Source organism: Lysinibacillus sp. FN11 (assembly GCF_024628845.1).
GTDB classification, from domain to species: domain Bacteria; phylum Bacillota; class Bacilli; order Bacillales_A; family Planococcaceae; genus Lysinibacillus; species Lysinibacillus capsici.
Window position 1 is genome coordinate 2,096,462 of record NZ_CP102383.1, and the last position, 23,007, is coordinate 2,119,468.

General features: G+C 33.3%; 34 protein-coding genes and 2 pseudogenes. 16 read left to right on the plus strand and 20 right to left on the minus strand.

Going from position 1 to position 23,007, the window contains the following annotated elements:
* The 3 genes from NP781_RS11255 to NP781_RS11265 all read left to right on the plus strand — a co-directional run bounded on the left by NP781_RS11255 (position 1) and on the right by NP781_RS11265 (position 2,967).
* Positions 1 to 1,068 (plus strand): ImmA/IrrE family metallo-endopeptidase, encoded by a 1,068-nt coding sequence (locus NP781_RS11255; RefSeq protein ID WP_257522309.1) that lies wholly within the window; start codon positions 1 to 3, stop codon positions 1,066 to 1,068.
* A gap of 92 nt (positions 1,069 to 1,160) precedes the next feature.
* The gene (locus tag NP781_RS11260) at positions 1,161 to 1,661 is read left to right on the plus strand and encodes an ImmA/IrrE family metallo-endopeptidase (protein WP_257522310.1); all 501 of its coding nucleotides are present in this window, start codon (positions 1,161 to 1,163) and stop codon (positions 1,659 to 1,661) included.
* 136 nt (positions 1,662 to 1,797) lie between these two features.
* Positions 1,798 to 2,967, plus strand: coding sequence for a tyrosine-type recombinase/integrase (locus NP781_RS11265; RefSeq protein WP_257522311.1), 1,170 nt, complete (start codon positions 1,798 to 1,800; stop codon positions 2,965 to 2,967).
* A gap of 328 nt (positions 2,968 to 3,295) precedes the next feature.
* On the opposite strand, the gene NP781_RS11270 is transcribed toward NP781_RS11265, so the two are convergent.
* The 7 genes and pseudogenes from NP781_RS11270 to NP781_RS25630 form a co-directional block, all read right to left on the minus strand.
* Positions 3,296 to 3,832, minus strand: coding sequence for a DUF4355 domain-containing protein (locus NP781_RS11270; RefSeq protein WP_257522312.1), 537 nt, complete (start codon positions 3,830 to 3,832; stop codon positions 3,296 to 3,298).
* A 205-nt stretch (positions 3,833 to 4,037) separates the two neighbouring features.
* The gene (locus tag NP781_RS11275) at positions 4,038 to 4,259 is read right to left on the minus strand and encodes a hypothetical protein (RefSeq protein WP_066036394.1); all 222 of its coding nucleotides are present in this window, start codon (positions 4,257 to 4,259) and stop codon (positions 4,038 to 4,040) included.
* Positions 4,260 to 4,400: 141 nt separating this feature from the next.
* Positions 4,401 to 5,417 (minus strand): phage head morphogenesis protein, encoded by a 1,017-nt coding sequence (locus tag NP781_RS11280; protein ID WP_257522313.1) that lies wholly within the window; start codon positions 5,415 to 5,417, stop codon positions 4,401 to 4,403.
* Positions 5,414 to 5,770 (minus strand): phage portal protein, encoded by a 357-nt coding sequence (locus NP781_RS11285; RefSeq protein WP_221682902.1) that lies wholly within the window; start codon positions 5,768 to 5,770, stop codon positions 5,414 to 5,416. Before NP781_RS11285 ends, NP781_RS11280 begins: the two co-directional genes overlap by 4 nt.
* Positions 5,749 to 6,288: pseudogene (locus NP781_RS11290) on the minus strand (PBSX family phage terminase large subunit); the annotation flags it as partial. The gene NP781_RS11285 and the pseudogene NP781_RS11290, both read right to left, overlap by 22 nt.
* Positions 6,288 to 6,917, minus strand: coding sequence for a phage terminase small subunit (terS, locus tag NP781_RS11295; protein WP_373880544.1), 630 nt, complete (start codon positions 6,915 to 6,917; stop codon positions 6,288 to 6,290). The pseudogene NP781_RS11290 and the gene terS, both read right to left, overlap by 1 nt.
* A 27-nt stretch (positions 6,918 to 6,944) precedes the next feature.
* Positions 6,945 to 7,070 (minus strand): phage terminase small subunit-related protein, encoded by a 126-nt coding sequence (locus tag NP781_RS25630; protein WP_373880545.1) that lies wholly within the window; start codon positions 7,068 to 7,070, stop codon positions 6,945 to 6,947.
* Between the two features lie 395 nt (positions 7,071 to 7,465).
* Here NP781_RS25630 and NP781_RS11300 point away from each other — a divergent pair, with 395 nt between their 5' ends.
* Positions 7,466 to 8,233, plus strand: coding sequence for a MerR family transcriptional regulator (locus NP781_RS11300; RefSeq protein WP_257522314.1), 768 nt, complete (start codon positions 7,466 to 7,468; stop codon positions 8,231 to 8,233).
* A 36-nt stretch (positions 8,234 to 8,269) separates the two neighbouring features.
* On the opposite strand, the gene NP781_RS11305 is transcribed toward NP781_RS11300, so the two are convergent.
* Positions 8,270 to 8,683 carry a LuxR C-terminal-related transcriptional regulator gene (locus NP781_RS11305; RefSeq protein ID WP_257522315.1) on the minus strand — a complete coding sequence of 138 codons (414 nt, stop codon included), beginning with the start codon at positions 8,681 to 8,683 and terminating at the stop codon, positions 8,270 to 8,272.
* A gap of 226 nt (positions 8,684 to 8,909) precedes the next feature.
* Between NP781_RS11305 and NP781_RS11310 the strand changes: the two genes are divergently transcribed.
* The 4 genes from NP781_RS11310 to NP781_RS11325 all read left to right on the plus strand — a co-directional run bounded on the left by NP781_RS11310 (position 8,910) and on the right by NP781_RS11325 (position 10,079).
* Positions 8,910 to 9,206 (plus strand): hypothetical protein, encoded by a 297-nt coding sequence (locus NP781_RS11310; protein WP_257522316.1) that lies wholly within the window; start codon positions 8,910 to 8,912, stop codon positions 9,204 to 9,206.
* Between the two features lie 56 nt (positions 9,207 to 9,262).
* Positions 9,263 to 9,499, plus strand: coding sequence for a hypothetical protein (locus NP781_RS11315; RefSeq protein ID WP_257522317.1), 237 nt, complete (start codon positions 9,263 to 9,265; stop codon positions 9,497 to 9,499).
* A 114-nt stretch (positions 9,500 to 9,613) separates the two neighbouring features.
* Positions 9,614 to 9,736, plus strand: a complete 123-nt coding sequence (locus NP781_RS11320; RefSeq protein WP_004230338.1) for a hypothetical protein — start codon at positions 9,614 to 9,616, stop codon at positions 9,734 to 9,736.
* 154 nt (positions 9,737 to 9,890) lie between these two features.
* Entirely contained in the window at positions 9,891 to 10,079 is a 189-nt protein-coding gene (locus tag NP781_RS11325; protein ID WP_257522318.1) for a hypothetical protein, read from the plus strand.
* 42 nt (positions 10,080 to 10,121) lie between these two features.
* Here the strand turns inward: NP781_RS11325 and NP781_RS11330 are convergent, their stop codons facing one another.
* The 3 genes from NP781_RS11330 to NP781_RS11340 form a co-directional block, all read right to left on the minus strand.
* Positions 10,122 to 10,343: a hypothetical protein gene (locus NP781_RS11330; RefSeq protein WP_004225265.1), complete on the minus strand. Its 222-nt coding sequence runs from the start codon at positions 10,341 to 10,343 to the stop codon at positions 10,122 to 10,124.
* 98 nt (positions 10,344 to 10,441) lie between these two features.
* Positions 10,442 to 11,263, minus strand: a complete 822-nt coding sequence (locus NP781_RS11335) for a DUF2785 domain-containing protein (RefSeq protein ID WP_257522319.1) — start codon at positions 11,261 to 11,263, stop codon at positions 10,442 to 10,444.
* Between the two features lie 257 nt (positions 11,264 to 11,520).
* Positions 11,521 to 11,706 (minus strand): hypothetical protein, encoded by a 186-nt coding sequence (locus NP781_RS11340; RefSeq protein ID WP_257522320.1) that lies wholly within the window; start codon positions 11,704 to 11,706, stop codon positions 11,521 to 11,523.
* Positions 11,707 to 11,852: 146 nt separating this feature from the next.
* On the opposite strand from NP781_RS11340, the gene NP781_RS11345 reads away from it, so the two are divergent.
* Positions 11,853 to 12,113, plus strand: a complete 261-nt coding sequence (locus NP781_RS11345) for a hypothetical protein (RefSeq protein ID WP_221682912.1) — start codon at positions 11,853 to 11,855, stop codon at positions 12,111 to 12,113.
* A 171-nt stretch (positions 12,114 to 12,284) separates the two neighbouring features.
* Positions 12,285 to 12,815 carry a hypothetical protein gene (locus NP781_RS11350; RefSeq protein WP_221682913.1) on the plus strand — a complete coding sequence of 177 codons (531 nt, stop codon included), beginning with the start codon at positions 12,285 to 12,287 and terminating at the stop codon, positions 12,813 to 12,815.
* A gap of 175 nt (positions 12,816 to 12,990) precedes the next feature.
* Here the strand turns inward: NP781_RS11350 and NP781_RS11355 are convergent, their stop codons facing one another.
* From NP781_RS11355 to NP781_RS11365, 3 genes and pseudogenes are all read right to left on the minus strand, one after another.
* A complete protein-coding gene (locus NP781_RS11355) occupies positions 12,991 to 13,188 on the minus strand; it encodes a hypothetical protein (RefSeq protein WP_221682968.1) in 198 nt (65 codons plus the stop codon).
* Positions 13,160 to 13,678 (minus strand): annotated as a pseudogene (locus NP781_RS11360) (terminase small subunit). The gene NP781_RS11355 and the pseudogene NP781_RS11360 overlap by 29 nt, the downstream one beginning before the upstream one ends.
* A gap of 152 nt (positions 13,679 to 13,830) precedes the next feature.
* Positions 13,831 to 14,097, minus strand: coding sequence for a hypothetical protein (locus tag NP781_RS11365; protein ID WP_221682916.1), 267 nt, complete (start codon positions 14,095 to 14,097; stop codon positions 13,831 to 13,833).
* A 1,173-nt stretch (positions 14,098 to 15,270) separates the two neighbouring features.
* On the opposite strand from NP781_RS11365, the gene NP781_RS11370 reads away from it, so the two are divergent.
* The 3 genes from NP781_RS11370 to NP781_RS11380 all read left to right on the plus strand — a co-directional run bounded on the left by NP781_RS11370 (position 15,271) and on the right by NP781_RS11380 (position 16,579).
* Positions 15,271 to 15,612: a hypothetical protein gene (locus NP781_RS11370; protein WP_004225235.1), complete on the plus strand. Its 342-nt coding sequence runs from the start codon at positions 15,271 to 15,273 to the stop codon at positions 15,610 to 15,612.
* Between the two features lie 214 nt (positions 15,613 to 15,826).
* Entirely contained in the window at positions 15,827 to 16,090 is a 264-nt protein-coding gene (locus NP781_RS11375; RefSeq protein WP_255601712.1) for a translation initiation factor 2, read from the plus strand.
* 66 nt (positions 16,091 to 16,156) lie between these two features.
* Positions 16,157 to 16,579 carry a ferritin-like domain-containing protein gene (locus tag NP781_RS11380; protein ID WP_221682918.1) on the plus strand — a complete coding sequence of 141 codons (423 nt, stop codon included), beginning with the start codon at positions 16,157 to 16,159 and terminating at the stop codon, positions 16,577 to 16,579.
* A gap of 244 nt (positions 16,580 to 16,823) precedes the next feature.
* Here NP781_RS11380 and NP781_RS25635 read toward each other — a convergent pair whose 3' ends face one another.
* Both NP781_RS25635 and NP781_RS11390 read right to left on the minus strand, forming a co-directional pair.
* Positions 16,824 to 16,973 carry a phosphatase PAP2 family protein gene (locus NP781_RS25635; RefSeq protein ID WP_373880554.1) on the minus strand — a complete coding sequence of 50 codons (150 nt, stop codon included), beginning with the start codon at positions 16,971 to 16,973 and terminating at the stop codon, positions 16,824 to 16,826.
* Positions 16,974 to 17,629: 656 nt separating this feature from the next.
* Positions 17,630 to 17,878, minus strand: coding sequence for a hypothetical protein (locus tag NP781_RS11390; RefSeq protein WP_004225224.1), 249 nt, complete (start codon positions 17,876 to 17,878; stop codon positions 17,630 to 17,632).
* Positions 17,879 to 18,071: 193 nt separating this feature from the next.
* Between NP781_RS11390 and NP781_RS11395 the strand changes: the two genes are divergently transcribed.
* The gene (locus NP781_RS11395; protein WP_257522321.1) at positions 18,072 to 18,269 is read left to right on the plus strand and encodes a hypothetical protein; all 198 of its coding nucleotides are present in this window, start codon (positions 18,072 to 18,074) and stop codon (positions 18,267 to 18,269) included.
* Between the two features lie 213 nt (positions 18,270 to 18,482).
* Here the strand turns inward: NP781_RS11395 and NP781_RS11400 are convergent, their stop codons facing one another.
* The 3 genes from NP781_RS11400 to NP781_RS11410 form a co-directional block, all read right to left on the minus strand.
* Positions 18,483 to 18,803, minus strand: coding sequence for a DUF1827 family protein (locus tag NP781_RS11400; RefSeq protein WP_221682921.1), 321 nt, complete (start codon positions 18,801 to 18,803; stop codon positions 18,483 to 18,485).
* A gap of 727 nt (positions 18,804 to 19,530) precedes the next feature.
* Positions 19,531 to 19,920, minus strand: a complete 390-nt coding sequence (locus NP781_RS11405; protein WP_009370423.1) for a VOC family protein — start codon at positions 19,918 to 19,920, stop codon at positions 19,531 to 19,533.
* 255 nt (positions 19,921 to 20,175) lie between these two features.
* Entirely contained in the window at positions 20,176 to 20,580 is a 405-nt protein-coding gene (locus tag NP781_RS11410; protein WP_257522322.1) for a helix-turn-helix domain-containing protein, read from the minus strand.
* 572 nt (positions 20,581 to 21,152) lie between these two features.
* Here NP781_RS11410 and NP781_RS11415 point away from each other — a divergent pair.
* Together NP781_RS11415 and NP781_RS11420 are read left to right on the plus strand one after the other, a co-directional pair.
* Positions 21,153 to 21,713: a TetR/AcrR family transcriptional regulator gene (locus NP781_RS11415; RefSeq protein ID WP_257522530.1), complete on the plus strand. Its 561-nt coding sequence runs from the start codon at positions 21,153 to 21,155 to the stop codon at positions 21,711 to 21,713.
* 28 nt (positions 21,714 to 21,741) lie between these two features.
* Positions 21,742 to 21,906, plus strand: coding sequence for a DUF2197 domain-containing protein (locus NP781_RS11420; RefSeq protein WP_257522323.1), 165 nt, complete (start codon positions 21,742 to 21,744; stop codon positions 21,904 to 21,906).
* Between the two features lie 334 nt (positions 21,907 to 22,240).
* Here the strand turns inward: NP781_RS11420 and NP781_RS11425 are convergent, their stop codons facing one another.
* The gene (locus NP781_RS11425; protein ID WP_257522324.1) at positions 22,241 to 22,801 is read right to left on the minus strand and encodes a hypothetical protein; all 561 of its coding nucleotides are present in this window, start codon (positions 22,799 to 22,801) and stop codon (positions 22,241 to 22,243) included.
* Between the last annotated feature and the right edge of the window lie 206 nt (positions 22,802 to 23,007).

Here is a 23,007-nt window from a genome sequence, read left to right on the forward strand (position 1 = left end):
ATGACTAACGAATTCATTGTACATATAGGCTCTATTATCAGAGAATATTTAGAAGCTTCCAATATAAATGAACAAAAGTGTGCAGAAATATTAGGTATTAATGAAAAAGATTTAAAAAATTTATTAGATGGAAAAGCTGGTTTAACAGATGAACTAGCAGAAAAGTTGACAAGTGTTTTTCCGGAAATCCCATCATCTTATTGGATTAATTATGAAAATAAATATCATGAATTTATTGAAAATCAGAACCTAACATTAAGTCAATATAATTCTCATCAATTGAGTTCATTTGCTAAAAGATTCAAATTTAATGAAATATTCAGTGGGTTGGGTTGGGACTTAAATAAACAAGCAAATGAAATGTTAAAGTTATTAGGTCTTAATAATTTCGAACAATTTGATGATATATATACAAATTTAAATATTGATTTTATGGAAGACGGAGGTGAAAAAGAAGCGATTGCAATTTGGCTAAATTTAGCTAAAGAAGAAATTGATCTTCAAAATAAAGACTTATCAAAAGTTAATTATAATAAAGAAAAATTAATGGAGTCTTTAGATCGTTTTAAATTATTGGCGTTAAATAATGATTATAAAAAATCTCTAAAAAGTGCAAGAAAATTGTTAAACCGTCTTGGAATTTATTTGGTTTTTTATAATGCTATAGAAAATAGTAAAGTTCGTGGGGCTGTTACAACTTATAATAATAAACCTGCAATTTTTATTAGTGGTAGATTTAAGACGCATGATCATACTTGGTTCGCTCTAATGCATGAAATTGGTCATCTAGTTCTGCATTATGTACCAGGTGAACAAATCATTACGATGGAAAACGAAGTTATAGAATATGATGTTGATAAAAAAGAATTTGAAGCGAACAAATTTGCAAGGGACTTCTTCATTAATGAGTCTGCTTATACTCAATTTGTTTCTAATATGCATTTTGATGAGCATACCATTAGAGATTTTGCCCAAACCCAAGATGTTCTACCTGGTATAGTTCTAGCCAGACTACAACATGATGGATATATTAGTTTTGACAAATTAAACTATTTAAAAGATAGATAATTGAATTTAACCCCACTTCCCAAAAGTGGGGTTTTATTGTATATTATAACGGAACATATGTTCTTTTTATTGTCTTATAGGGGTTGATTTACATGCACTATACACATCTTGAAGATTATGTTCAACAATTCTACACTCGCTTGGGCATTACAGACCCTACCCTGCTGCTTGTTGAAGAAGTAGCTTTTAGAATGGGATTGAAAGTTTTTTATTGGTCAGATAAGAGTCAGGCCTTATTTATTAATGGGCGGCATTATATTTTTCTTAATGAAAATCAATCGCCACAGCTACAATGGCAAGACTTTTGCCATGAGCTATCACATGTCCTATTACATACAGGTGATCAATTTCATATGTATCCCCTATTTCGCGAGTACCAGGAATTCAAGGCCAACAGTTTTATGTACCACGCTTGTATTCCTACTTTTATGTTGGAGGCTATATCAATAGACGACCATACACCACAAACAATTATGAAAGTAACGCAAATCTTTAACGTAGAATACGATTTTGCTTTCAGGAGATTAACACAATATAACAATAAGCAGATTATGCAGAGGTTGCATAATATGGCCTGTCTAAATATGAGATGATGAATATAGGACAGTTCATAAGTGAGTTTAATATAGGTTATCTGCTTCAAATTACTGTGGAAGGAGTGATGTTCTAATTGTCCTTAAACTCTAATCAATGTACCTGTCCGGGTCAGTTAGATAGGAAGTGGACGATATGGTTAGAAAGAAACTTAATAGTACTAAAAAGGAAAATATTTATTGGTATTATGATTCAAACAAGAAGAAGAAATTTGCCTACCGTTACAAATTTTATGACCATACTGGAGTACGTAGAGAAAAAACGAGACAAAACTTTAACTCTAGTATCGAAGCTGAAAAAGCATTAACAGCATTAAAGGCTACTGTTTTAAATGGTGGAGAAAAAATAATATTTAATGAAAACATGACAATTGCTCAATGGGTAGATATTTATTTTGATCGTAAAAAATCAAAGTGGAAAGGTACCTCCCCTAAAACTTATCGTAACGTAATTGAAATTTACATTAAACCTTATATTGGTAGATATAAGCTATCTCGACTGTCCAAAAGTTTATACCAATCTGAATTTATTGATAAATTATCTTTAATAGCTGCTCCAAAAAGCATTCAAATGTATCATAATTTTTTCATTGGATGTATTAATGCTGCTGTAGAAGATGATATTTTGGATAAAAACCGCATTGCGAAAGCTGAATTACCTAGGATAGAAAAAATTAATAATGATGAAGTCGAGGGCAATTATTTAACTCCGACTGAGCTAGAATACTTACTTAAATGTGTAAAGCAATCTTGTGATATTTCTAGATATACTTTAATTTCTATTCTAGCAGCTACTGGTATGAGACGTGGCGAAGCTGGAGGTTTACGTTGGTCCGATATAGATTTTAAGAATAATCTAATTTACATCAATCGTACTCGTGATTTTTATGGGGAGCGCTCGGCCAAAACACTAAACAGTATTCGCTGTATTGATATGACAGAGGTACTAAGTAAACAATTAGATCGTTATAGAAAATGGTGTATCGAAAGAAAATTAATTTTCGGGATTCAACATAGCGAGGATGATCTTGTCTTTATAAGTAAAACATGCAAGCCTCTTAATCAAAATGCAGCTAGATTAACGCTAATCTTAATGCATGAATTATATGACGTTAAACTCATCTCTCCTCATGGTTTACGACACACATTTGCTACCATCTCAATTGCATCCGGTACACCGCCAACAACGATTGCCAAAATCCTTGGTATGACTACTTCTACACTTTTAAAAACCTACGCCCATTCGTTTGCAGATCGAGAGAAAAGAGCAATGCAAGTTCTAAGTGAAATAGTCAATTTCGATTAAAACACTATTTTTCATTTAAAATGGGGCACTTTTTGGGGCACCAATGCGGTTAGCCCCTCCCCAACCCTTGATAATCAAAGGGTTTATAAAAAAATAACTATAAGCATAACTTATGACCTTGGTTTCTATCCTGATATTTTTAATTTTTTGATGTGCATAATATCAAGGTTTTGTATTAATGAGGGTTTCTATACCTGTCTAACGAAGTGTATCTAAATGTATTTAACTGGGTATTTTTTGGGGCACTTGCTGGGGCACCTGTAACTTTTTTAAAATGGTGCCCCAGTTCGTAAAAATGTAGATAAAGAAGGTTTGGACAGGTACTCTCTTATAAGGAAAGAACGATATAAATTCCTTTAAAGTTAATATTTTCTAAGATGCCTAAATTGGCAGTTGTTTTTTCTGCATCATCGCCTACAAAGAACCCAACTAATTTTGCTGGTAAGCTCTTTTCAGTAGCAGTAGATAAAGCTTGATTAAACAACTTTTCACGCGCAGCTTCTTTTTGAGATTGCTCAAATTGTGCCTTTAACTCACGTAACTGTTTCGCTTCCTCCGATTCTGGTGGGTAACGCTTGGAAATCTCATCTTCTAATTTCTTTGGAAGAGTTTTAGTTTCGTACGTTTTAATCGCATCAGTTACTCGAGTATCAGCAAATGATTGAAGCCATTTCTTACCCTCATCATCGTCGTTTAGAAATGATTGAACCGATTCAAGTGTCAATGTAGCCCCTTGACCGTTTCCTCCTGATGCTGGCTCCGGTGTAGGTTCAGGCGTTGGCTCTGGATTAGGATCTCCTTCTCCCGCAAGCATTTGAATATCTAAAGGTATTAACGTTTTAAGATTGAATGGATTTTGATTCATAATTTCCTCCTTGCCCAATTTAGTTACTCGAATGAATCCCTAAACTGTTCAATAGTGTATTTGTTCTCGTTCTTTATAACGTCTTCGAGAGGAAAGACAAAAATAAAAAGCCATTCTAAGAGAATGACTTGTGTAGGTTTATAACAATTTTGATTAATATCATGAGAAAAAACCAAGTTTTGAAAAAGCAGAATAAGTAGTTTAATTACCATTTCTCATTATTTTTATAATTTTTCAAATGAATGTACTCATCATTTTTCATTTTCTTCCAACTACTAATACCGTTCAAAATAAGCATAAAAATTACAAATAAAGCTGAACCCACCATGTAATGACCTAAGTAAAAAATAACAAATGCCCCAACCAATAATGATATCATCAGCAATATCGCTAAAATTTGTAATTTATTATTCTTCTTATCATTCATAAAATCCACCTCCTAATTAAATGTTTTTTGTTATTTCCATACGTTATTATGGTTTATTTTACCACACGATTAAAATTCTTATATAACTTTCCTTACTTAATTACAAAATAATTTTGATTACCCTTGAGAAACTTTCAAACTTCAATTTGCGCTAAATTTTTTCTTCCACTCTTCATAACTCATAAATGGCACCGTTACACTCGGCGGTTTAACCTGTTTATACGCTTTGTTAAAAGCTTGTCTATAAGTTAGCCCTTGATCAGACATATAAGCATCAATACGTGCAGCCAATTGCTTTTGGTAAGTATCATCCATGTAATCTCTACCTCTTAGATATTCAGGAAGCTTGCCATTAATCATGTATATCGTATGACAACGACACTGGATATCCATTGAAGCAATGCCCCATAACCTCGGTGCTTTTGATTTCCACTTGCCATAGTGAAAGTAGCCATCTTTATCAGCTTTCTGACCATCTAGCTTTCTATGAGACTTACGAACTCTCATATCAAGTGATGACATCCATACCTTTGTTAATTTTGCTGTTTTGCTCGCCTGTTCCTCAATAGCTAGGTCAACTTGCGACCTTACTCGACCACCTTCTGTTCTGGCAACAAGAATAGTCTTTTTCCTTGTCCATCCCATTGCGTTCTCGATTCGAATTGCCATGTCTGTGTAGCTTTCACCAGCCTGTAGGCTTTGAGCTATCTCGATGTTCAAACGCCTAATAATTTCGTTCCTATGAGCTTCAAATATCTTCGGAAGTGTTAAAAATTCAACAGGATTTGTTAACGCTGCTTGAATCACCTCAACAGATGGTATTTTAAAGCCCATTTCTTCGCCTGTAGACTGTTGTAAGAGATAAGCCATTAGTAAGTATCTCTCAATATAAAGTCGTTCCTCTGAAGCTTGTATGAGTTTAATAATCTCTTTGTAATCAGCATTCAACTGTTGTGCAATCAACTTCATCTCTTGATTAAAGCGATTGTATTTGTTAACGTCTGTCCAAGTAGCTTGACCGTTCTTACCGAACTTCTTATGCATCTCAAGCATTTGAAATAGTATCGTCTTTAATCGTCGTCCAAAAACAATCTCAATATCCCTCTCAGCTTTAGCTTCTAAATCATCTAAGATACGATTGATTTTCTGTTGATTCATGACTCATCAACTTCTTTCGAATCTTCGTCATCCTCATTCAAAGGTTCAAGCCCATTACCAAACAGTTGTTCATCCTTCTGCATTTCTTCAAGTTCATACTCCACATCATCAACAACAGACAACTTAGAAAGGCGAGTACGCTCTGACACTAATCCTTTTAACGCTTGTGATGCCTGAGCCTCGGACAGCAAATCAATAGGAATGTTGCGTTTATATTCATACCAAACTTTCAAGTAATCGTCTTTTGAGCAAATACCTTTTTTGGCCCATGCACTACATAAAACTTTGAATTGGTAACGTAAAGCTGTCGTAAACTTTCGCTCCATCGTTTTGCATTTATTCTCAAGCGCCATAAGTTTATACGTAACTGTCCATCTTTATCGATAATGTCTGTCTTAACTGGATGTGCTGGATTTTCTGGGTTAGTATCTAAGAGGATTTGAGCCCCTGGATATGAACACCGTGAGATAACCTCTTTGACAAACATGTCATGTAATGCGGTACCTTCGTTTAAAAATCCACCTGCTGCAGTAAAACCACGTGCCTTTTTCCATGCATCCGCATTGGTTCCATCAAAGCAATAAACCTTATTACCGAATACATGAACAGCATTAGTTTTATCCAACTTTAATTCTTTACCTAAGATAGCCTCCATATCATCAAGCACATTCCGACGAATACTTGCTTGTGTGGATCCACCAATAATAAAAGAGAGCCCTTGGTTTTCGAACTTAGCAATATGCATTAAAAAAAGCAGTATAAGAATAAATGTCTTACCTGCCCTCTTGGCACCACTAGCAGCTAATATTTTAGGTTTTTCATGAATAAAGCAGTCCATAACCTCTTTTTGTTTTGGTGTGAGCTCTGACATTATTCATCACCTGCCATACGACGTAACATTTTCGCAATTTCTGATTCTTGCTTATTACTATCAGGGTTTTTGAGTTTGCTAATTTCGGTTTTTGTTTTATCGATGGACAATTGCATCTGCTCAAGCTTCAAGCGTCGTTCATCGTCCTGGTCAGCCATCTCAACAAACTGACGAATAGAAGAACGCAACTCCCCAATTGCTCTTGATTGAGCAGTGAGTAGTTGCGCCTGTCTTTCCCATGCGAATTGGAATTCATATTCTTCTTCAGTTACAGCCTTTTCTACGCCTCCGTCATCTTCTTTAGAACGCGGATAATATTCGTATTTTGCTTTTTTGAGCTCCTTTATGATTTCGTCTTTTGATTCAACGTGCATAATACGTTGAGCCCTTATAATTGCAGCATATTGTATTTGTATCTGATCCCAGATTAGATCGGCTGGAGAACGCTCGTTCAACGTTTCCATGATTTCGAGTGTTTCTTCAGGCAAGAACTTAGCAAAGAATCCATGTGTTGTTGCATTCTGATTTTGCTTTGGTGCACCATGCCCCTTAGCATTGGAATTACCTGATGGAGCCCCCCGACTTCGTTTAGTAACGTTACCATTGGATTTAGTAACGTTACCTTTCAATTGATCATCCCATTTATCTTGATTCTTCTACTTTCTGATTTGTGAGTCGGATAAATCTAACTGCTCTGCAATATCCTTCAGGAGCACTTGCCCTTTGCTTTCAAGCCACATTTGAAACGCTTCATCACGTTTCGGATTTCTAGGTCTAGCCATATCTCATACACCACCACCTCCATCATTTGTTTGTTTTGTAATCACCTCATTATGCTAGTTGCACATTTCTTTAAAAATATGAGCCGGCCATGTATGTCATGCTCCGAACGAACTTGTGGAGCGCGGGTCCGGTCGTCGGTCTGTCTTTCCCTAATATTTAGGTTTTGATAAATACCAATAGAGGAAAACCTTACCACGCCGTCCTGCCTCCCATTTTACATTATTATTTTTAGCTCACCTAATCTATAACGAATGTAACATATATAACGTTTGTAACATCTATCACATTTGTAACTTTTACAACAAATTTTCAAGAACTTTTTAAAATTCCCTCTTGAACCTCAAGTTACTTTAGGTTATATGATAAACCTATACTTTTGATAGGAGGAATTTTGATGAATAAGGTTAAAAAGTTTTCTATTGGTGAATTTTCTGAAAAGACAGGAATTCCAATTCCTACTTTGCATTACTATGATGAAATTGGTTTACTACAACCCGAAAAGAATCCTTCTTCAGGGCATCGCACTTACTATTTTCAAGATATTATTACCTTGCAAAAAATTCTCAGCCTAAAATTCCTAGGGTATAGTCTAGATAAAATAGCTATTTTGTTACATGAGTCAAGTTTTAACGTTGATTTGAATGAAAGTTTATCTCTGCATTTAAATGCTTTAGTAAGTGAAAAGGAAAAAATTGAACAATCAATCCAAGCGATTAATAGAGTAATAAAGTTAGTCGAAGAAGAAGGAGAAGTAGATAGTACGATATTATTTAGCCTTATATACAATATGAAAGTAGAACATAAACACGAAGAATGGATGGAACGTCATAGTTTAACGGACATCAAAGAAGAGCTTTCAATCAAATCAGAGGATGATAAAATTACCTTGGATAAAACATTTATTAAATTATCTAAAGAAATGAAACAATTATATGGTAAACCTATAGATGACTATAAAGTACAAGAGATGGTCAAAAACTATTTAGATTCAATTTTTTCATTTCTTGGTGACGATTTAATACAAAAGTTAGCTGATACTAATGTGGAAGAACTGGATATTCAAGAACTTGAATATATGACAATTTCTCCTTTCGCTGAAGATGAACAAAAATGGTTTAATCAAGCAATAGAATATTATATGAAACAAGTAGAAATGGAATAAAAACAACTCTATTTGTAGGGGTACAAGGCCCCTACATCATTCCATCATTTGATTTACAATGTTATCCTTACTACGTTTAATGCTCGTTGCTGATAAAGCCATGTGTTGGCCTATCCAACGTTGTGATTTGCCGTCTAACATCCAGTTCAATACCTGAACTTCTCTATCGCCATTAACTCGTTCAATTAGCTTCTGAACCTCTAAAAGCTTCTTCTCATACTCTGCAACACGCTTAATATTTTTAGAACGTCTAATAGCTTCCTGCATAATTGGATCGCCTACACCACCTACTGCCTTTGGTAGTGTAGCCTCAATCCCATACTGTGCCGTTTTTGCCCCTATAACCATTTCTGCTCGCATTTCTTTGATGGCGTTAACCATCCAGTGGTAGTCTGTAATCATTGAATCTAAAGCATCTGGTGTAATCGTTAGTGTTCTTTCTTTTAACATAGGTTTGCCCTCCTAAGTTGTGATATACTACTTTTACTAGATTGTCTTAAAAGGGCATAAACCAATTCGAGCTGTAGCGTGTGCAAACGCTGCGGCTTTTTCAAAAAAGGAATGATGATGTGAACCAATTAATTCTATATGTCAGCTACAAACCAAGCTTGTAGGGAGTGCTGTTTCTTCCCTTGACCTCCCTGCAAGCTTGGGTTTCTCAAGGGAGCTGATATTGTTGAAAAATCGTTCTAAAACCTATATTCGCCATCAGAGAGAGCGAATCATTCGAAAGAAATGGTCGATTTTAAAAGATGTAATGTTACGAGAAAGTGAGTTCATGCCTGTACGTGGTACATTAAGCAAAGGAAAAATTCATTGCTCATGTAGAATGTGCCGATACGAGCAGTATCACTCGATTCCAAAAGCCAAACATAAAGCAAAATTAAAAGCTATGAAAAAGGAAATAGACGATTATGTCTATTTCCTTTTTTCGTATTTCCTTACATCCTTTTTAGTTTGCTTTACCAGTTAGGACACTGTAACTTTTTTGTGTTACAATTTACAAAAAATACATAAAGGGGTAATTCAATGGATATATTTACAGATATATCGAGTGGCGGCAGTCTGTTGTTTTTTATACCACCACTGATCTTACTGCCAGTTGTAATGATAGGATGTGCCGTAATTTATAAAATCCTATTGGGCAGTATTTTGCCAAAGAAGGTTTACAACTTTTTGCTTGGCCCAATTGCCCTTCTTGGATTCTTTATTTGGGCTATCCCAATGAACATGGGATTTTATGAGTTTTTTAGAGCGATGCTTTAATCGCTCTATTTTTATTTAATCCTCAAAATGTTCAGTAATTCATATCAGCAATGTAATTTGTTCCATTAAACAACCTATTGTATAATATAATTAACAAATATTAGGGGTTCCGGAATGAGTTTATTCGTTGCTTCTACCTTTGCAATGATTGCTTTAATCATTGCTTTACTTAATGACATGAAGATTAAGAAATTAGAGAAACGTATCGAAGAACTTGAAAAAAGCAAATCGAATTAAACACTACTATCTTATAGATGGGAATCCCATCTTTTACTGAACAATATCTTTCTGACACGATCCTCAAAATGTTCAGTAATAAAAAATGGTTTTAACACCCAACTCATGTTAATCTTAAAGCGAGATATAATTTACATAAATTGGAGGTATACAAATGCCTGGAAATTTACGTTTTATTGTGCAAGTTGTTTCAACAATTTTAGCTATCATCTTTGTTTTCATGAACTTTTTGGGGCATTGGACAGCAGACAGATTCTTTCAGATCATATTTTTTATTGGTATGATTTTCGCTGTTTTCAGTGTAGGTATTGAAACGGAAAAAAAGCTAAGAAATAGAAGCTGATTGGAATATAAGCCAATTGGCCTTTTTTCTGAACAATATCTTTCACTTGCTCCCATCATCCCAATTCCACAAGCTCAATTGCCCTTTAGCTGGCACTGGCTCAAGTAAAACTTTCATTGTTTTCAGCTCCCATTCATATCGACCATCCATAAAATCACCAAAGTACAGTTCATCACCCTCTAATTTTTTTCCGAATTCCATGCCTGCAGCACTTAACTTAGGCAACGGTGATAGAGAATATGTACTCACTTGAAAATAATGCAAAAAAAGTCACTCACTGTTTTTCGAATGAGTGACTTTCTTTATAAGCCTAACTGGCTATAATCTCTTCAACTTGGGGTGCTTTCCCCTCATTTTTTTAATTAAGAATAGTAAACTTTTTCTACTTTATATAATGTATGCTCGATAGTCGAGCAGAGAGTGGCATCCACTTTGTAAAATTTAACACGAAAGTATAAACTTTTCAAAAAGTTCTTTATATTATTTTTTTGCTTAAAGGCAGGGAGAAATTCTGAATTTTTCTCCACATCACCGAAACTTTGAATCCATTGCTCTACATGAGCCTGACTAAGTATTTTTCTATTTAAAACACTGATTATGGATTTTACCATTCTCTCATCTTCCCCATCGGAGTAAATTCGATCTGTTATGGTCATCTTTTCGTAAACCAAATCGAGGATAGTTAAGAGGTCATTTTTATCCAGTTCGGAACATTGTGCCAAATCATCTAAAGCATCCGCTGCATGGGCTATGGCATGAGCCCAGCCTTTTTCTTCGTCATACCCACGGTAATCTCGCTCTTCTTGTACACTGTAAAATACTTTCTCTTTTATGTGATGAATTTGCTCACTTGAGAGAAATGGTGATTCTCTATGCCTTGTGAAGAGGAGCGGTATGACTAGCATGGAGAAAGATCGAGTGAAGACAGAGTCTGTATTTGTTTCACCAAGCTTAAAAAGCAAATGGCTTTTATCCAAAACAACCGGAAGAAGTTGTTCTAGTTCGTTTGCTGTTAGAGTATTATCAGGAATCCAGTGTGATAAGGTTGTATAAATTAGCTCATCACGTAGTTGGGCATCCAAAGAACCGATGTTATTTATCATTTCTAGTATCAACTGAAATCTATCGGGAGGTGCTTGGTACCCATTTTCTTTTATTAATATCAACTTTTCTTTTAAATTCATTTTACACGCTCCTACTAGGAATTATCTGAACTAACTTTTTCAAGGGTTTCTACTAACTATACGGCTTTTTCCGTACCCTTCTTCCCTTCCTATATTGAATACTAATTTTTTCTCCTTTTTAAAAAAACATCTGTTCACTTATTTAATTATAAGCGAACAGATAATGAACTTTCCATATTTAAACAGCTTCATTATTCATTAACTACTTTTTGGCTCTTTTTGTTTCATTCTACTTTGTAACAACGGGTATGATAGTTTCATTCTCTGCGGACCATTCTGATTACGTTGTAACCCTTTGCCCTTAAAAAGTTGAAAGCAACATCGTCTGTTAGTGCTTTATATTCTTCGTGTGTTAAATGTAAGCTTGATAAACCTATAATTGGTACATTGTCAGGCTTGCGTTTGAATAAAAATTTTACTGGCACTATTACTTCATAGCTCATAATCTTCACCCCTTTTTATAGATATTCCTACATTTTAGGTTAATTCCCTTCCATAAAACCGATGACCGACTTTTATTTCTATGTACAAAACATATCTAATTACCTAAAATGGTAAATAGTAGTTAGATATATTGAGGTGAATACAAATGAATAATTGTCCTAATTGTTTAGCTAGTAATCCTTTTAAGAAAGTATATAGAGATGGTTTAGTATTTGTGAAATGTGAATACTGTAATACGATTTTTGAAGATATTACGACGAGAAAAACAAGAGAAGTGTCGGAGAGAGTACGAAACGAAGTCCAAAATGATGTGCAAAAAGAAAAATCTTCAGGTAAGGCTCTAGCAATTGGGATAGGACTTATGATCCTTTATTTTATTATTGATACGATATCTAAACTATATTAAATTATAAAATAAAAGTTTGTTATATGAACAAGGGTATTTATGCTATCTCAATCTTTCTGTTAAAAGAATGAAAAAAGCCCAGGCACAAATATTTAAGTACCTGTGCTTTTTTATATACACGTATAACGAAGTTTCCCAAAATGGTAAATAAAAAGGTAAGGAGGGGTATTTATGAAAAATTGCCCTAACTGTTTAGCTACAAACTCATATAAAAAATTTCACAAAGAAAACACTGAAATATACGTATGTGAATATTGTGGTGCAGTATCAGAAGATTATACAATAGAAACTCATATAGAATTTAATCATTCGGAAACAGTAAGAGAGTCAGAAAATAGAACCTACTATTATAGAGAAGTGACTCCATCAAGATGGCCGAAAAAAATTGCACTAATTTTGATTAGTATAATAGGATTATTAGTAATTGGACAATCCATAGAATTGTTTTTTTCAGACGAAGAAAAGCCAATAAAACAAATCTCAACCATTACGCCCGAAAAGTTTCGAAAGCTCAAAGTAGGTATGAGTGAAGAAACCGTAAAAGAAATCGTAGGATACGGTGCCTTGCACAAAGATGGAGATAAACTTAATTATAAGGGAGAAAACGGTGTAGAAGAAAATTCTAGGGTAAGTTTAGAATTTTATAATGGTAAGTTAGAAGCTATATATGAATTCGGATTAATTACAAAAAGGAAATATTAATATGGTTATCCATAAATTACTTTACTACTCTAGCAAAATTATTTAGACCAAAATTGCATTGGACTCGGACAATTGCACATTAAATAGATCATGTGAAAACTTAAACTTATTACGATTTAGACGCCCAAACTTGGTTGCTAACCCATCTGAATATGCAGCAGCTATTACCCGCTTATCAAAAAGACGGAAACGATTCTGTTACCGTCATACTTTTACCATGTCGTGGTGGCATCTCTATTAATATAGATAACTGTTCACCATCGACCACACGTTGGAGCACATCACAAATTAATTCAGTATGAAAAAAGCGCTTATAATGGCTAAGATTTACATATTCAACATAATCACGGTAGAAGCGGCTTGCCGGTTTCATCTTTTAAAATTTCCTCAACCTTGCCAAAATCTGAATAATCCGTAATATCAGCGAATGCTATATTAATGTACCTTTGCAACACATCACGAGCATCTAACATCACACTGTCAGCTAATTGCTGTTTTAACCGCATGATTTCTTCTTTTATACCTTCAATTACCATCAAACGATGAGCATTTCGATTAGCTGTTATCTAGTCGCATTGATATGCTTTTTGATAAGCTTTTGTAGCATTGAAGTATCTAACGTAATACATACAAAAAAGCAACTGTTTATCGTTGAGACCGTCACTTGGGACAATATCAAACTGAACAGTTGCTTGCGATTCCGCTTCAAGACGATCATACCAGCTATCTTTGTTTTTCCACCCATGTATAGTTCCATCAGATACACCTAGTTGCTCAGCTATATCCTTTTGCTTTATATTACCGTTATGAGCTTTGTAAATATTATACGCTTGATCACATCTTGGATCCCTTGCTCTAGCCATTTCTCATTTGTTTGTTTTGTAATCACCCCATTATGCTAGTTGCTTAATTCAATGAAAATAAAAAACCACGCTCGAATGAACGTGATCTGAAAGCTATATTTATTTATCAAAAAAACTCTATTACACATAAAGTATAAATAAACTTTTGTATTTTATTCATCCGGTAATGACTCTATGGAATCATGTTTATTACATGTAATAAGCTTAGCTTTAAATTCTATACTTGTTGAAAGTTTCTGCAACATACTTAACTCATTAGCCAACTTTTCTATTTCAACAAATCCCTGACTTTGCAATCTAGAAGTGTCTAGTTCAAGCTGTTTTAATGACTGTTGAATTAATTCTAAATTCTCCATATATTTTTCTAAAATCTTTTCAGTATCCAATATATCATCCTGATTGTTTGTGTCTTTAATCATTTAACGACTCTTCCTTTCTCTCTATAAAGTCATCTTTACCATGTATATTTTTAATACATGAGATATTAATTAACATCTTAGGAAATGGAATAAAAACACCTCTTAAATCCTATTTAATTAACACCATTATAAAGGTGTTTAACTTATTTAACAAATTACCATTTTCATAGTTAATTGCATAATAAAAAAGCCACACCTATTGGTTATGGCTTTGTAAATTAATGAAGGAAGTACATACATAACTGTCACTGCTGCTCCAAATGGAAGAGCCCCATCACCTGTTACAATTCTGACAGATAATAAATCACATTTATTTATAGCATAGTTAGCTGTTGTTGAACCACAGCAATTGGGGTTTGCGGCAGTATTTGGCCCTGTTACTGAAGCAATAACACCTGTTGAAATGGGGTCAGTAAAACCACAGCTTCTACTAATAACTTTCTTCAGCCGTTACTGTATCTGCAGCTGTTAGTGTATTATCACGTACATTTAAAACTAATCCAGTTATGATTGCATTTTCTGATATACATGGGGCTTAGAATCTAAAGAAACATTGATTTTTCTCACAACCCGCACATATTGTTTGCATTTAGGCTTTTATAAATACCAAGTGAAGAAGGATTTACCTGTCCGACCTCCCCTCCATTTGGCACATTTGTAACATTTCATAAACTTAACTACATCGGGCCTCTTAGTTTAAGGCTGCTTTCTCAAAGATTATTGCTTCTGGTTTGGCTATTCTTTCCTGTAAAGATTAAGATGCACCTACCGTCTACTATTTTACCACAAAAACCCATATCGTTATTCAACTATACTGCTCCATTAATTTTAAATCCATTTGACACCTCAAAATTTGTTTTCTAAACGATACATAATTTTACCAAATAAATCTTCTAAAAATGTATAATCGTTCTATTTTCGTTTAATCTTTAAAATTTTCAATATCGCTTACACAATATTAGGTGTTACTACTACGGTATTTTGTCTTTGTATATGGATTCACCTTTGTTTACAGATTCACTTCTATTACACTTTCTACTAAACAATTCACACTTTGCTTTTATTTTTAAAGAAACTTGATTAATAAGTCTAATGAATGTAGAAGCGTAATGCATATTATGAAAAGGTAATCTGCAGATTATTAATCTTTCGTTAAATGGAGGTGAAAATTACATGCCTTTAACTACTGGGCCAATTGAAAATACAGGAAATCTACCAGCTAATGCATCTAGCGTTCGTATCAAAGTTCTTAATCTCACTGGAGGTTTATTAACAGGAGTAGTAAGGGTTTTCAGACTAAACGGCACGAGACAATTATTATCAACAACACCTTTTGCTGCTAATGCCAACGCTTCTACTTTTGTAACGCCAAGTGTAGGTGGATCTGCTCAATATGAAGTTGAGATTGTTCCTAATCAAACAGGCGGATTATACAGCGTTTACGGTCGAACAGCTTCAGGTGTAATCATCGATGCCCAACGATTTGTGAACTCAGAATTAACACCGATTCTTTAATTTTATAAACAGATTTTATCAATTAAAATCTAGGAAGCCTTATACTCAGTTATAAGGCTTTTCGTATTATTCATTTCCCCTTTCAATTTCTCTCTGATCGAGGCTTTGAGTAAAACCCTACAGTCAATTTTTGTCGTCACCTTTCTATACTGAAATACATAGAATACGTTTGAGGTAATTCATCACTATGAAAGTAAAGGGGATATTAATTAAAATGAATAAAAATAATCCACAACAACCTTCTGTGACTACAGAAATTCAGATAGCAAGACTTGCCTATATTGGGGCCTCAATTGCAACTCTGGGCGATGGTCTTTCTGCTGTTGCAGCTGGTTTAGCATTAAATGCTCTAGAAAAATCAAATAACGAGAATCCTCAAGCCAAAAATAGTGACCAATCTAAAGAAGTAGAAGATCTTCAGAAGCAAATAGATTATTTAATAAACGAACTAAAACAAGTAAAAAAATTAATGAAATAACCTAATTTTTCCTAAATACTTTTAAAAATGACATTGAAAATAATAAGTAAAAAGGAGGGTAAACATTTGCAATACAATGTACAACAAACTTTAAACAATAGATTAATTCTCGACCTTAATAAAGCCATTAATGGCGAATATAATGCTATTCGATTTTATAAGCATTTAGCACAACTTGCTCCAAATGAAGAAGTTAAAAATCGTATACTAGAAATACGAAAAGATGAAATGAGACATTTCCAAGGTTTTGTTTATACCTATACTTACCTAACTGGTCAACAACCATCTCCACAGATAAACGAAACATTACCACAGAATTTTAAGAGTGGTATCCTAACTGCATTTAAAGATGAACAAGAAGCAGTTGAATTTTATCACCGTGTTGCTAGAGAATATAATATTCCTTATATTAGTAATCAATTTAGTTCCAATGCTTCAGACGAACAGAATCACGCAGTTTGGTTTTTATTCTTTATTAACCAATATTGATAAAGAAACATTACCGACTAAATGTCGGTTTTTTTATTTATTAACTGTACTTATGAATAATACTTTCAATTCACTACAGAGCTATAAAAAACTAAACTTGTATATGTTAATTTCAAAACAAACTCAGCTGTTCATATTTTTGTTCTTTGACAGATTCATCCACTATTTCAGGCACATTCTGCACCATTTCTTCTATTTTTTGCACCTTGCTTATCGTTAACATTAGCCGCTTCTAGCGTGGTTCTTACTCTAACTTTTCTAACAGCCTGTAGTTCCTCTCCCTTAGTGTTAATTTCGAAAGTGTAAAATAAATGATTATTGCAGAAATAATTCCAATAAGAGCACCTACAATTACCTCTAAAGGATAATGAACTCCTATCCAAATACGTGAAATTCAGACTAATATAGCAAGCAAAATCCATAGAATCCATTTTCCTTTTTTCAATAACCAAAGGGACATACAGAATGAAAAAAATAATATGGTATGATCACTTGGAAATGAATTATTTATTCTTTTTCTATCAACTGATTTGTATTCGAAAGGACAGCAAATGGTTGGTGATTAAAATGTAATAACCCTGCAAATTTCCCTATAATTTCAGCCAAAACGAAAGCAATACTTGGCGCACATGAGCATTATCCTAATATTATTGTCATTTTGATTTGAAACTCTTAATGATTAGTTGTCTCAATTGCTCGTTTCTACACGTACAAGTGAACGTGTTTTTTTTTGCATATTCATAATGTATAATTGAATCAATCTGAATAATGCAATATTTACCACTTTATGTTATCCTTATATAAATTATTAGGAAGCCTCGGGGGTTGTTATGCGTTGAAAATACATTCTACAAATAGATATATCATATTTATTTTCGGTATTACTTTGATGATAACTGGAGTGGGAAGATTATCTGGTTTCCTTGAATATGATTCAGTTATTCCAAATCAATCTGTTGCACTACTATACATACCTATTGGCGTTTTTGTAATGTTCATTTCTTACTTTGTTAAACCAAAAAAAGAAAAAGGTTAATAGTTTACTATCTTTCAAGCACCTTCCTCATATTGTGTAGTTAGAAACTGTAAACAACCATCCTTGAAATATCTCTTTAATTCTCTTTTCCTAACAACCATTTCTTTATTGTTATTTACTAATCTTACATACTTACTATTCTTTGTTAGCTTGAAAGTATAACTATCGTATGTTTCAACTTTAAAACCTATGGTATAGGTTCTGCGATACTCTAATTTGCTAGGTAGCCACCCCAGCTTATGACGTAACATAAATGGTTTCATAAAACATACTCCTTTATTATCAATTCATATCAATTTACTGACAGCCCATATTGACTTTCGCAATTTTGTACTTCCTCCATCAACATCAAATACTCATATTGTGCAATAATCAAACCAAACCACATTTTCAAATATTACCTAATCATGTTATTATTTCGTAAGTCATTACCTAAATATCAGGAGTTGTTATAAAATGAAAACACATTCTAAAATTGGACATATCATATTTGTTTTAGGCATCGTATCACTTTCAATCGGATCAGCGAGATTAACAGGTGCCCTAGAATACAATAGATTTATTTCAAATAAATCTATTGCAATACTACTCATTGCTATAGGGGTTTCTGTTATGTTCATTTCATTCTTTGTAAAACCTCTAAAAGTTAAATAACTTTACAGAACAATATCTCTTAGATATTTAACTCCAATTGACCTGTTATTTCTTGTACATGATCATTCCAAGCAATTTGATAATTACTTGCTATCAGAGTTAGCAGGAACAATTTAAAAAGCCTCTAAAAGTCGAAGTGATAGTTGCCATCTACGTTTAAAAAAGACTATTAACGATATAACCAGTACTCATATTTTTATAAGTGACCTGACTTTACTGAGAAAGTAAATTAATTTCTTTATTACGAATATGAACAACTCCTGTATTACTAACTTTTATATTCACCTCTGTAATGCCTCTTTTTAAAATATGTTCTATTGTATATCTAATCTCCCATTCTTTAACCTGACCAAGATCATTTGAAATACTAGCATGGCTAGATTTCTTATTTTCACTATGAATAATGACTGTCCCTTCACATTCATATACCTTTACAACGCCACCCATAAAACCAGAAGCAATAGTTACAACATCGACTCTTTCTTTTGTTATATCTCGAAATGTTTTAGTTGGAAAATTATATATTTTCGCCATTTTGACCTCTCCTTTTTCAGAACATTCGTTTGTACTTATAATAGAACAAGTGTTTGCTCTTTAGCAAGGTAAAATTTATGAAAATAAAAATATTTTGTTATTTGATAGTGATTAAATTCTTTCTTCTAAATACTATAAAGCTAAGATTTATATATAACTCGTTAATTTTTTAATGATAAAATATTAAATACAAAAAAATCCAGGCTCAAAATTAATTGAGTACCTGGGCTTTTTTGTCGTCGGAGTATTGCTTTTGTAGATTAACACTTCTACCTGTACAACTTCTGAACAAAATATCATAAAATCTTGGATATTTTTGTTGTTTTGCTTTCATTGTTATAGACTATCTTCTAATTTTTATAAATCTGCAATTCCACAGACTGGTCCGTTGCAAGTAATGCGTCAATTCTTTCATTTTGATCAATCTCTCTAAAAATATTAAAAGTGGGGTACAAATTGAGGTACGGTTTACACCGAACCTCCCCACCCCTTTGATATCAAGGGGTTTCTATACCTGTCTAACGAAGCGTATCTAAATGTATTTAACTGCGGTACGCGCACTTTTGTACCTCAGTTTGTACAATGCATATTCAGTTGCTATTGAAGCACCACTTTCTTTCGTAATCTTTCTGTTTTATTAATACCTCCAGTAGTTTTAGCAGACTGTAGATCAACTCAATAAGGTTTGATTTATTTAGTAAGTCCCAAAGGCAATGTTCACATCTTTTTAAGAAGCTTCTTTACAAATCATTAGTAAATTGCCATCTAAATCTTTGAACACAAAATAAAAATTATCCTGAATCTCTGTAACAAGTTCAACATTATTCTCTTTCATAAATTGATAAGAAGCTTCAATATCATCGGTCAAAAGCTGAATTGACGGAACTTGGTAAGTGGAAATATCACCATCTTCTTTTCTCCACTTTGGCATGGAATCTAAAATTAATCCAGCTGTACCTTTCATAGGTACCACGAATAAATGTCCAAAATATTCTTCTCCCCCTTCCAAACCTAGTATTTTTCTGTACCATTCTTTTGCTTTCTCTAGGTTACGAACTGGAACAAATACACCTCCAATTCTGTTTTTTATTGGTGATTTGTAGTCATGGCTAGTCACAAATACATCCTCCTTAATAATTTATTTCTACTTGTGGAACTCTATATTTTTTCTATTTCAACGTGATATTCTACTATTCCTTCTTGTACTAACCTTCTCGATAAGTTGAAGGAACAACACTTTTAGAAATAACTAAATAGAAGCAGCTTAAAATATTGTTTCTCATCTTCAGACGTTCGTTTCAAACGTTCAATTAGAACGTCAAACAGCTTTAGTTATTGGTATATTCTAATCCTTTATTTTCTAAACACCTCATTAAAACCAACAATTTTCTTCTTTATTTTTCTCTAAAATTTGTTTTATTTTATTATCTGTATTTAATAAAACTTGTTTAATTTGTTTAATCTGATGTTCTCTTTGTATCATCTGCTCATACTTTTCTTGGAATATAACTTTTATTTCAAGCAGGTTTTGTATTTCTTCTTTTGTCAGTTTTTTATTTTGATCAATATTTCCCGACCAATCAAAAAGCATTTTGATTTCTTGAAGAGTAAATCCCGTTTGTTTAAGTTTAAGGATTGCTTCCACTGTATCAATGTCTTTCTTGTTATAATTGCGGTGCTTATTTTTAATTTCTGGATGCAATAATTTCATTTTTTCATAATAACGTATCGTATCTTTACTAAGACCAGTACATATTGCAAATTCACCAATTTTCATTATGATCCCCTTCTATAATATAAATTTATAAACCATTAGGGCAATTATACAATGGAAAATCAAACGAATGATATGATGGCTGAAAGTAATTCGTCCATGTGTTAACCTCCCTTCTGTAACTGCTAGTATATGTAACAAGATAAATGCAATTATCAGTAATATAAATAACCAACCTTTGTTTGGTATACATAGTATTAAGAGAATACTTATCGATACGATAACAAATATGAATGTTCGTACTTCAAATCCAACTTCTTTCCATTTTTTTATCCCTGCTACTCCTATTAAAACTGCGTACAACCCAATTAGTATAATCGTAAAAATTATCATCTCCATCACTCCATTCTTTGATTTCATTCATCTTAAAAGATGGAGCCGACTCCATGTCAACAGCCTTGAACAAGCTTTGGTTTAAATTCGAAGTAAAAGAAAAGCCTCCATTTAGGAATCTCCCTAAATGTTTTTTTAATCGATTGATTAGTACAACCGTGCTAAAATAAATGCATGAGTAAAAAAATAAAACAACTAATCAAAAAGAAAAGTCATTTATTGAAAAAGCTCGTAGAACTCAAATTGTGGAATGTGCTATTGAAACCATTGCAGAGGTGGGTTACGCTCAAGCTTCTTTAGGTCAAATTGCAAAGCGTGCACAAATCAGTAAGGGGGTTATCTCCTATCACTTTGCAAGCAAGGGGGAATTATTAGAGCAAGTAATTTATGATTACTATATGGCATGTCAAGCTTATACTGCTCCTCTAATAGAAAATCAAAAATCTCCTTTAGATATGCTTAGCGTTTATATTGAATCAAATATTAGATTCATAGATGAAAATCGGCAACATGTTTTCGCTGTCATTGAAATTGTTTCTAATGAAAGAACTGCTGATGGCAAACTTCGATTTGCGGCGGACCATGATGATGCTATTTTTCTTCCCATAGAAAACATACTTACACTAGGAATGCACGCGGGTGTTTTCCGAGAATTCACCAAATTGGGTTCAAGAGTAATGGCGTTAGCGATAAGAAATTCCATTGACGGTTTCACTATTGAATTAATGAGAAATCCCCAGTTAAATGTTGAGGAATATACGAGAGAACTAATTACAATATTCGTTAAATCAACTAAAAAATAATATGTCAGAAAACTTGAGGAGGATAGCTATGCATTACTATGAGGTAATTTGTTCTAGTTGTAGAAATAAATTCAAAGTATACGAGGGGTCACTGAGATTCAGACAGTTAAAGGAAAGAACCGATAAGATTTTTCGTTGCGAAGAATGTTATAGCAAAATTCGTATGGATGCTATTAAAAATTTCTTTAGATAGCTCCTTCAGCAGATCTTGAGAATAATAAAAGGGACTACAAGTTAAATAAGTATAAATTCCAGGCTCAAAATTAATGAGTATCTGGGCTTTGTGGAATCATTTAGGTCTATCTCTACTTACAACTATGCTATCGTCAGTCGTTTTTCAAAACAAATTCTATCATTTTCTTATGCCTATTCATGTGTGCATTAAGAATTTGCTGCTGACATTCTACTTTGAACACAAAACCTTTGCAAAAATAAAAAGCAATCAAGAATCAGGAACAACTACTACTGCACAACTCGATTGCACTCAAAGCATTTAAAAAGAACACCTATGTTAGGTGCTCTTCCGATTAATTTTTCTTGTTTAAATCATCTGGATAAACTATCGTGTTAATTACATCTCCATTTGATTCATCTTTAAAAATTACTTTGACTTTATAATCCTTTTCATCCACACCATTAAATAATTGATAGTACATACCTGTTAAAGCTAGTCCTAATGAGGCCATTGTGTCAAGACTATTATCAAATTCTTCTTTGTTTACAGATAAAGTGAATTCTGAAAAAGACTTGTCATAGGTTACATCTTTAATAGATTTGAACTCTTCACTTGCTTTAAGCTCATCTACACTTGCTAGAATGCCTTCTTTTAAACCTTTCATCATTTCTTTATGTTCTGTTTCAGACATTTTATAAGTTAAAGAACCATCCTCATTCTTACTGACTTCCTTCATCCCACTGCTTTTTGCCTTTGAAATAACAGAATCAATGTCCTGACCCTCAAAAAATATAGCTGGAATAGTTACTTCTACATCTCCACCATCTTTGCTACCTTTTTCCTGGCCCTCACTACAACCAGAGATCAAAACACCTAGTAATAAAAATAATGGTAGTATCCATTTTCTTGCCATTAAATCTCCTCCTCATACACCAATATACAGAATATGAAGAGATTACACTATACTTTATTAACATAAAGCTCTATTTCTTAACCGCTTCTATACATGAAACATCATTTCTTCGTCAACTTTAATGTGCTTAAACTGGTGACGTTCGACATCATTAATAAAATCTATTTCCTACTAAGCGTTCAATGCTTAACTTTATAAAATTCAAC

Bases quoted from the DNA above. Each gene is read 5' to 3' on its own strand.
- NP781_RS11350 (WP_221682913.1), top strand. From the start codon at position 12,285: ATGAAAAATTGCCCTAACTGTTTAGCTACAAACTCATATAAAAAATTT.
- NP781_RS11375 (WP_255601712.1), top strand. From the start codon at position 15,827: ATGAATAAAAATAATCCACAACAACCTTCTGTGACTACAGAAATTCAG.
- NP781_RS11275 (WP_066036394.1), bottom strand. From the start codon at position 4,259: ATGAATGATAAGAAGAATAATAAATTACAAATTTTAGCGATATTGCTG.
- NP781_RS11325 (WP_257522318.1), top strand. From the start codon at position 9,891: ATGCCTGGAAATTTACGTTTTATTGTGCAAGTTGTTTCAACAATTTTA.
- NP781_RS11340 (WP_257522320.1), bottom strand. From the start codon at position 11,706: ATGAGCTATGAAGTAATAGTGCCAGTAAAATTTTTATTCAAACGCAAG.
- NP781_RS11425 (WP_257522324.1), bottom strand. From the start codon at position 22,801: ATGGCAAGAAAATGGATACTACCATTATTTTTATTACTAGGTGTTTTG.
- NP781_RS11320 (WP_004230338.1), top strand. From the start codon at position 9,614: ATGAGTTTATTCGTTGCTTCTACCTTTGCAATGATTGCTTTAATCATT.
- NP781_RS11365 (WP_221682916.1), bottom strand. From the start codon at position 14,097: ATGATTAAAGACACAAACAATCAGGATGATATATTGGATACTGAAAAG.
- NP781_RS11260 (WP_257522310.1), top strand. From the start codon at position 1,161: ATGCACTATACACATCTTGAAGATTATGTTCAACAATTCTACACTCGC.
- NP781_RS11255 (WP_257522309.1), top strand. From the start codon at position 1: ATGACTAACGAATTCATTGTACATATAGGCTCTATTATCAGAGAATAT.
- NP781_RS11410 (WP_257522322.1), bottom strand. From the start codon at position 20,580: ATGAAAATTGGTGAATTTGCAATATGTACTGGTCTTAGTAAAGATACG.
- NP781_RS25630 (WP_373880545.1), bottom strand. From the start codon at position 7,070: ATGGCTAGACCTAGAAATCCGAAACGTGATGAAGCGTTTCAAATGTGG.
- NP781_RS11335 (WP_257522319.1), bottom strand. From the start codon at position 11,263: ATGAATTTAAAAGAAAAGTTGATATTAATAAAAGAAAATGGGTACCAA.
- NP781_RS11280 (WP_257522313.1), bottom strand. From the start codon at position 5,417: ATGAATCAACAGAAAATCAATCGTATCTTAGATGATTTAGAAGCTAAA.
- NP781_RS11355 (WP_221682968.1), bottom strand. From the start codon at position 13,188: ATGAAACCGGCAAGCCGCTTCTACCGTGATTATGTTGAATATGTAAAT.
- NP781_RS11265 (WP_257522311.1), top strand. From the start codon at position 1,798: ATGGTTAGAAAGAAACTTAATAGTACTAAAAAGGAAAATATTTATTGG.
- NP781_RS11370 (WP_004225235.1), top strand. From the start codon at position 15,271: ATGCCTTTAACTACTGGGCCAATTGAAAATACAGGAAATCTACCAGCT.
- NP781_RS11420 (WP_257522323.1), top strand. From the start codon at position 21,742: ATGCATTACTATGAGGTAATTTGTTCTAGTTGTAGAAATAAATTCAAA.
- NP781_RS11400 (WP_221682921.1), bottom strand. From the start codon at position 18,803: ATGGCGAAAATATATAATTTTCCAACTAAAACATTTCGAGATATAACA.
- NP781_RS11395 (WP_257522321.1), top strand. From the start codon at position 18,072: ATGAAAACACATTCTAAAATTGGACATATCATATTTGTTTTAGGCATC.
- NP781_RS11270 (WP_257522312.1), bottom strand. From the start codon at position 3,832: ATGAATCAAAATCCATTCAATCTTAAAACGTTAATACCTTTAGATATT.
- NP781_RS11305 (WP_257522315.1), bottom strand. From the start codon at position 8,683: ATGTTAAAAGAAAGAACACTAACGATTACACCAGATGCTTTAGATTCA.
- NP781_RS11390 (WP_004225224.1), bottom strand. From the start codon at position 17,878: ATGAAACCATTTATGTTACGTCATAAGCTGGGGTGGCTACCTAGCAAA.
- NP781_RS11315 (WP_257522317.1), top strand. From the start codon at position 9,263: ATGGATATATTTACAGATATATCGAGTGGCGGCAGTCTGTTGTTTTTT.
- NP781_RS11345 (WP_221682912.1), top strand. From the start codon at position 11,853: ATGAATAATTGTCCTAATTGTTTAGCTAGTAATCCTTTTAAGAAAGTA.
- NP781_RS11300 (WP_257522314.1), top strand. From the start codon at position 7,466: ATGAATAAGGTTAAAAAGTTTTCTATTGGTGAATTTTCTGAAAAGACA.
- NP781_RS11285 (WP_221682902.1), bottom strand. From the start codon at position 5,770: ATGGCGCTTGAGAATAAATGCAAAACGATGGAGCGAAAGTTTACGACA.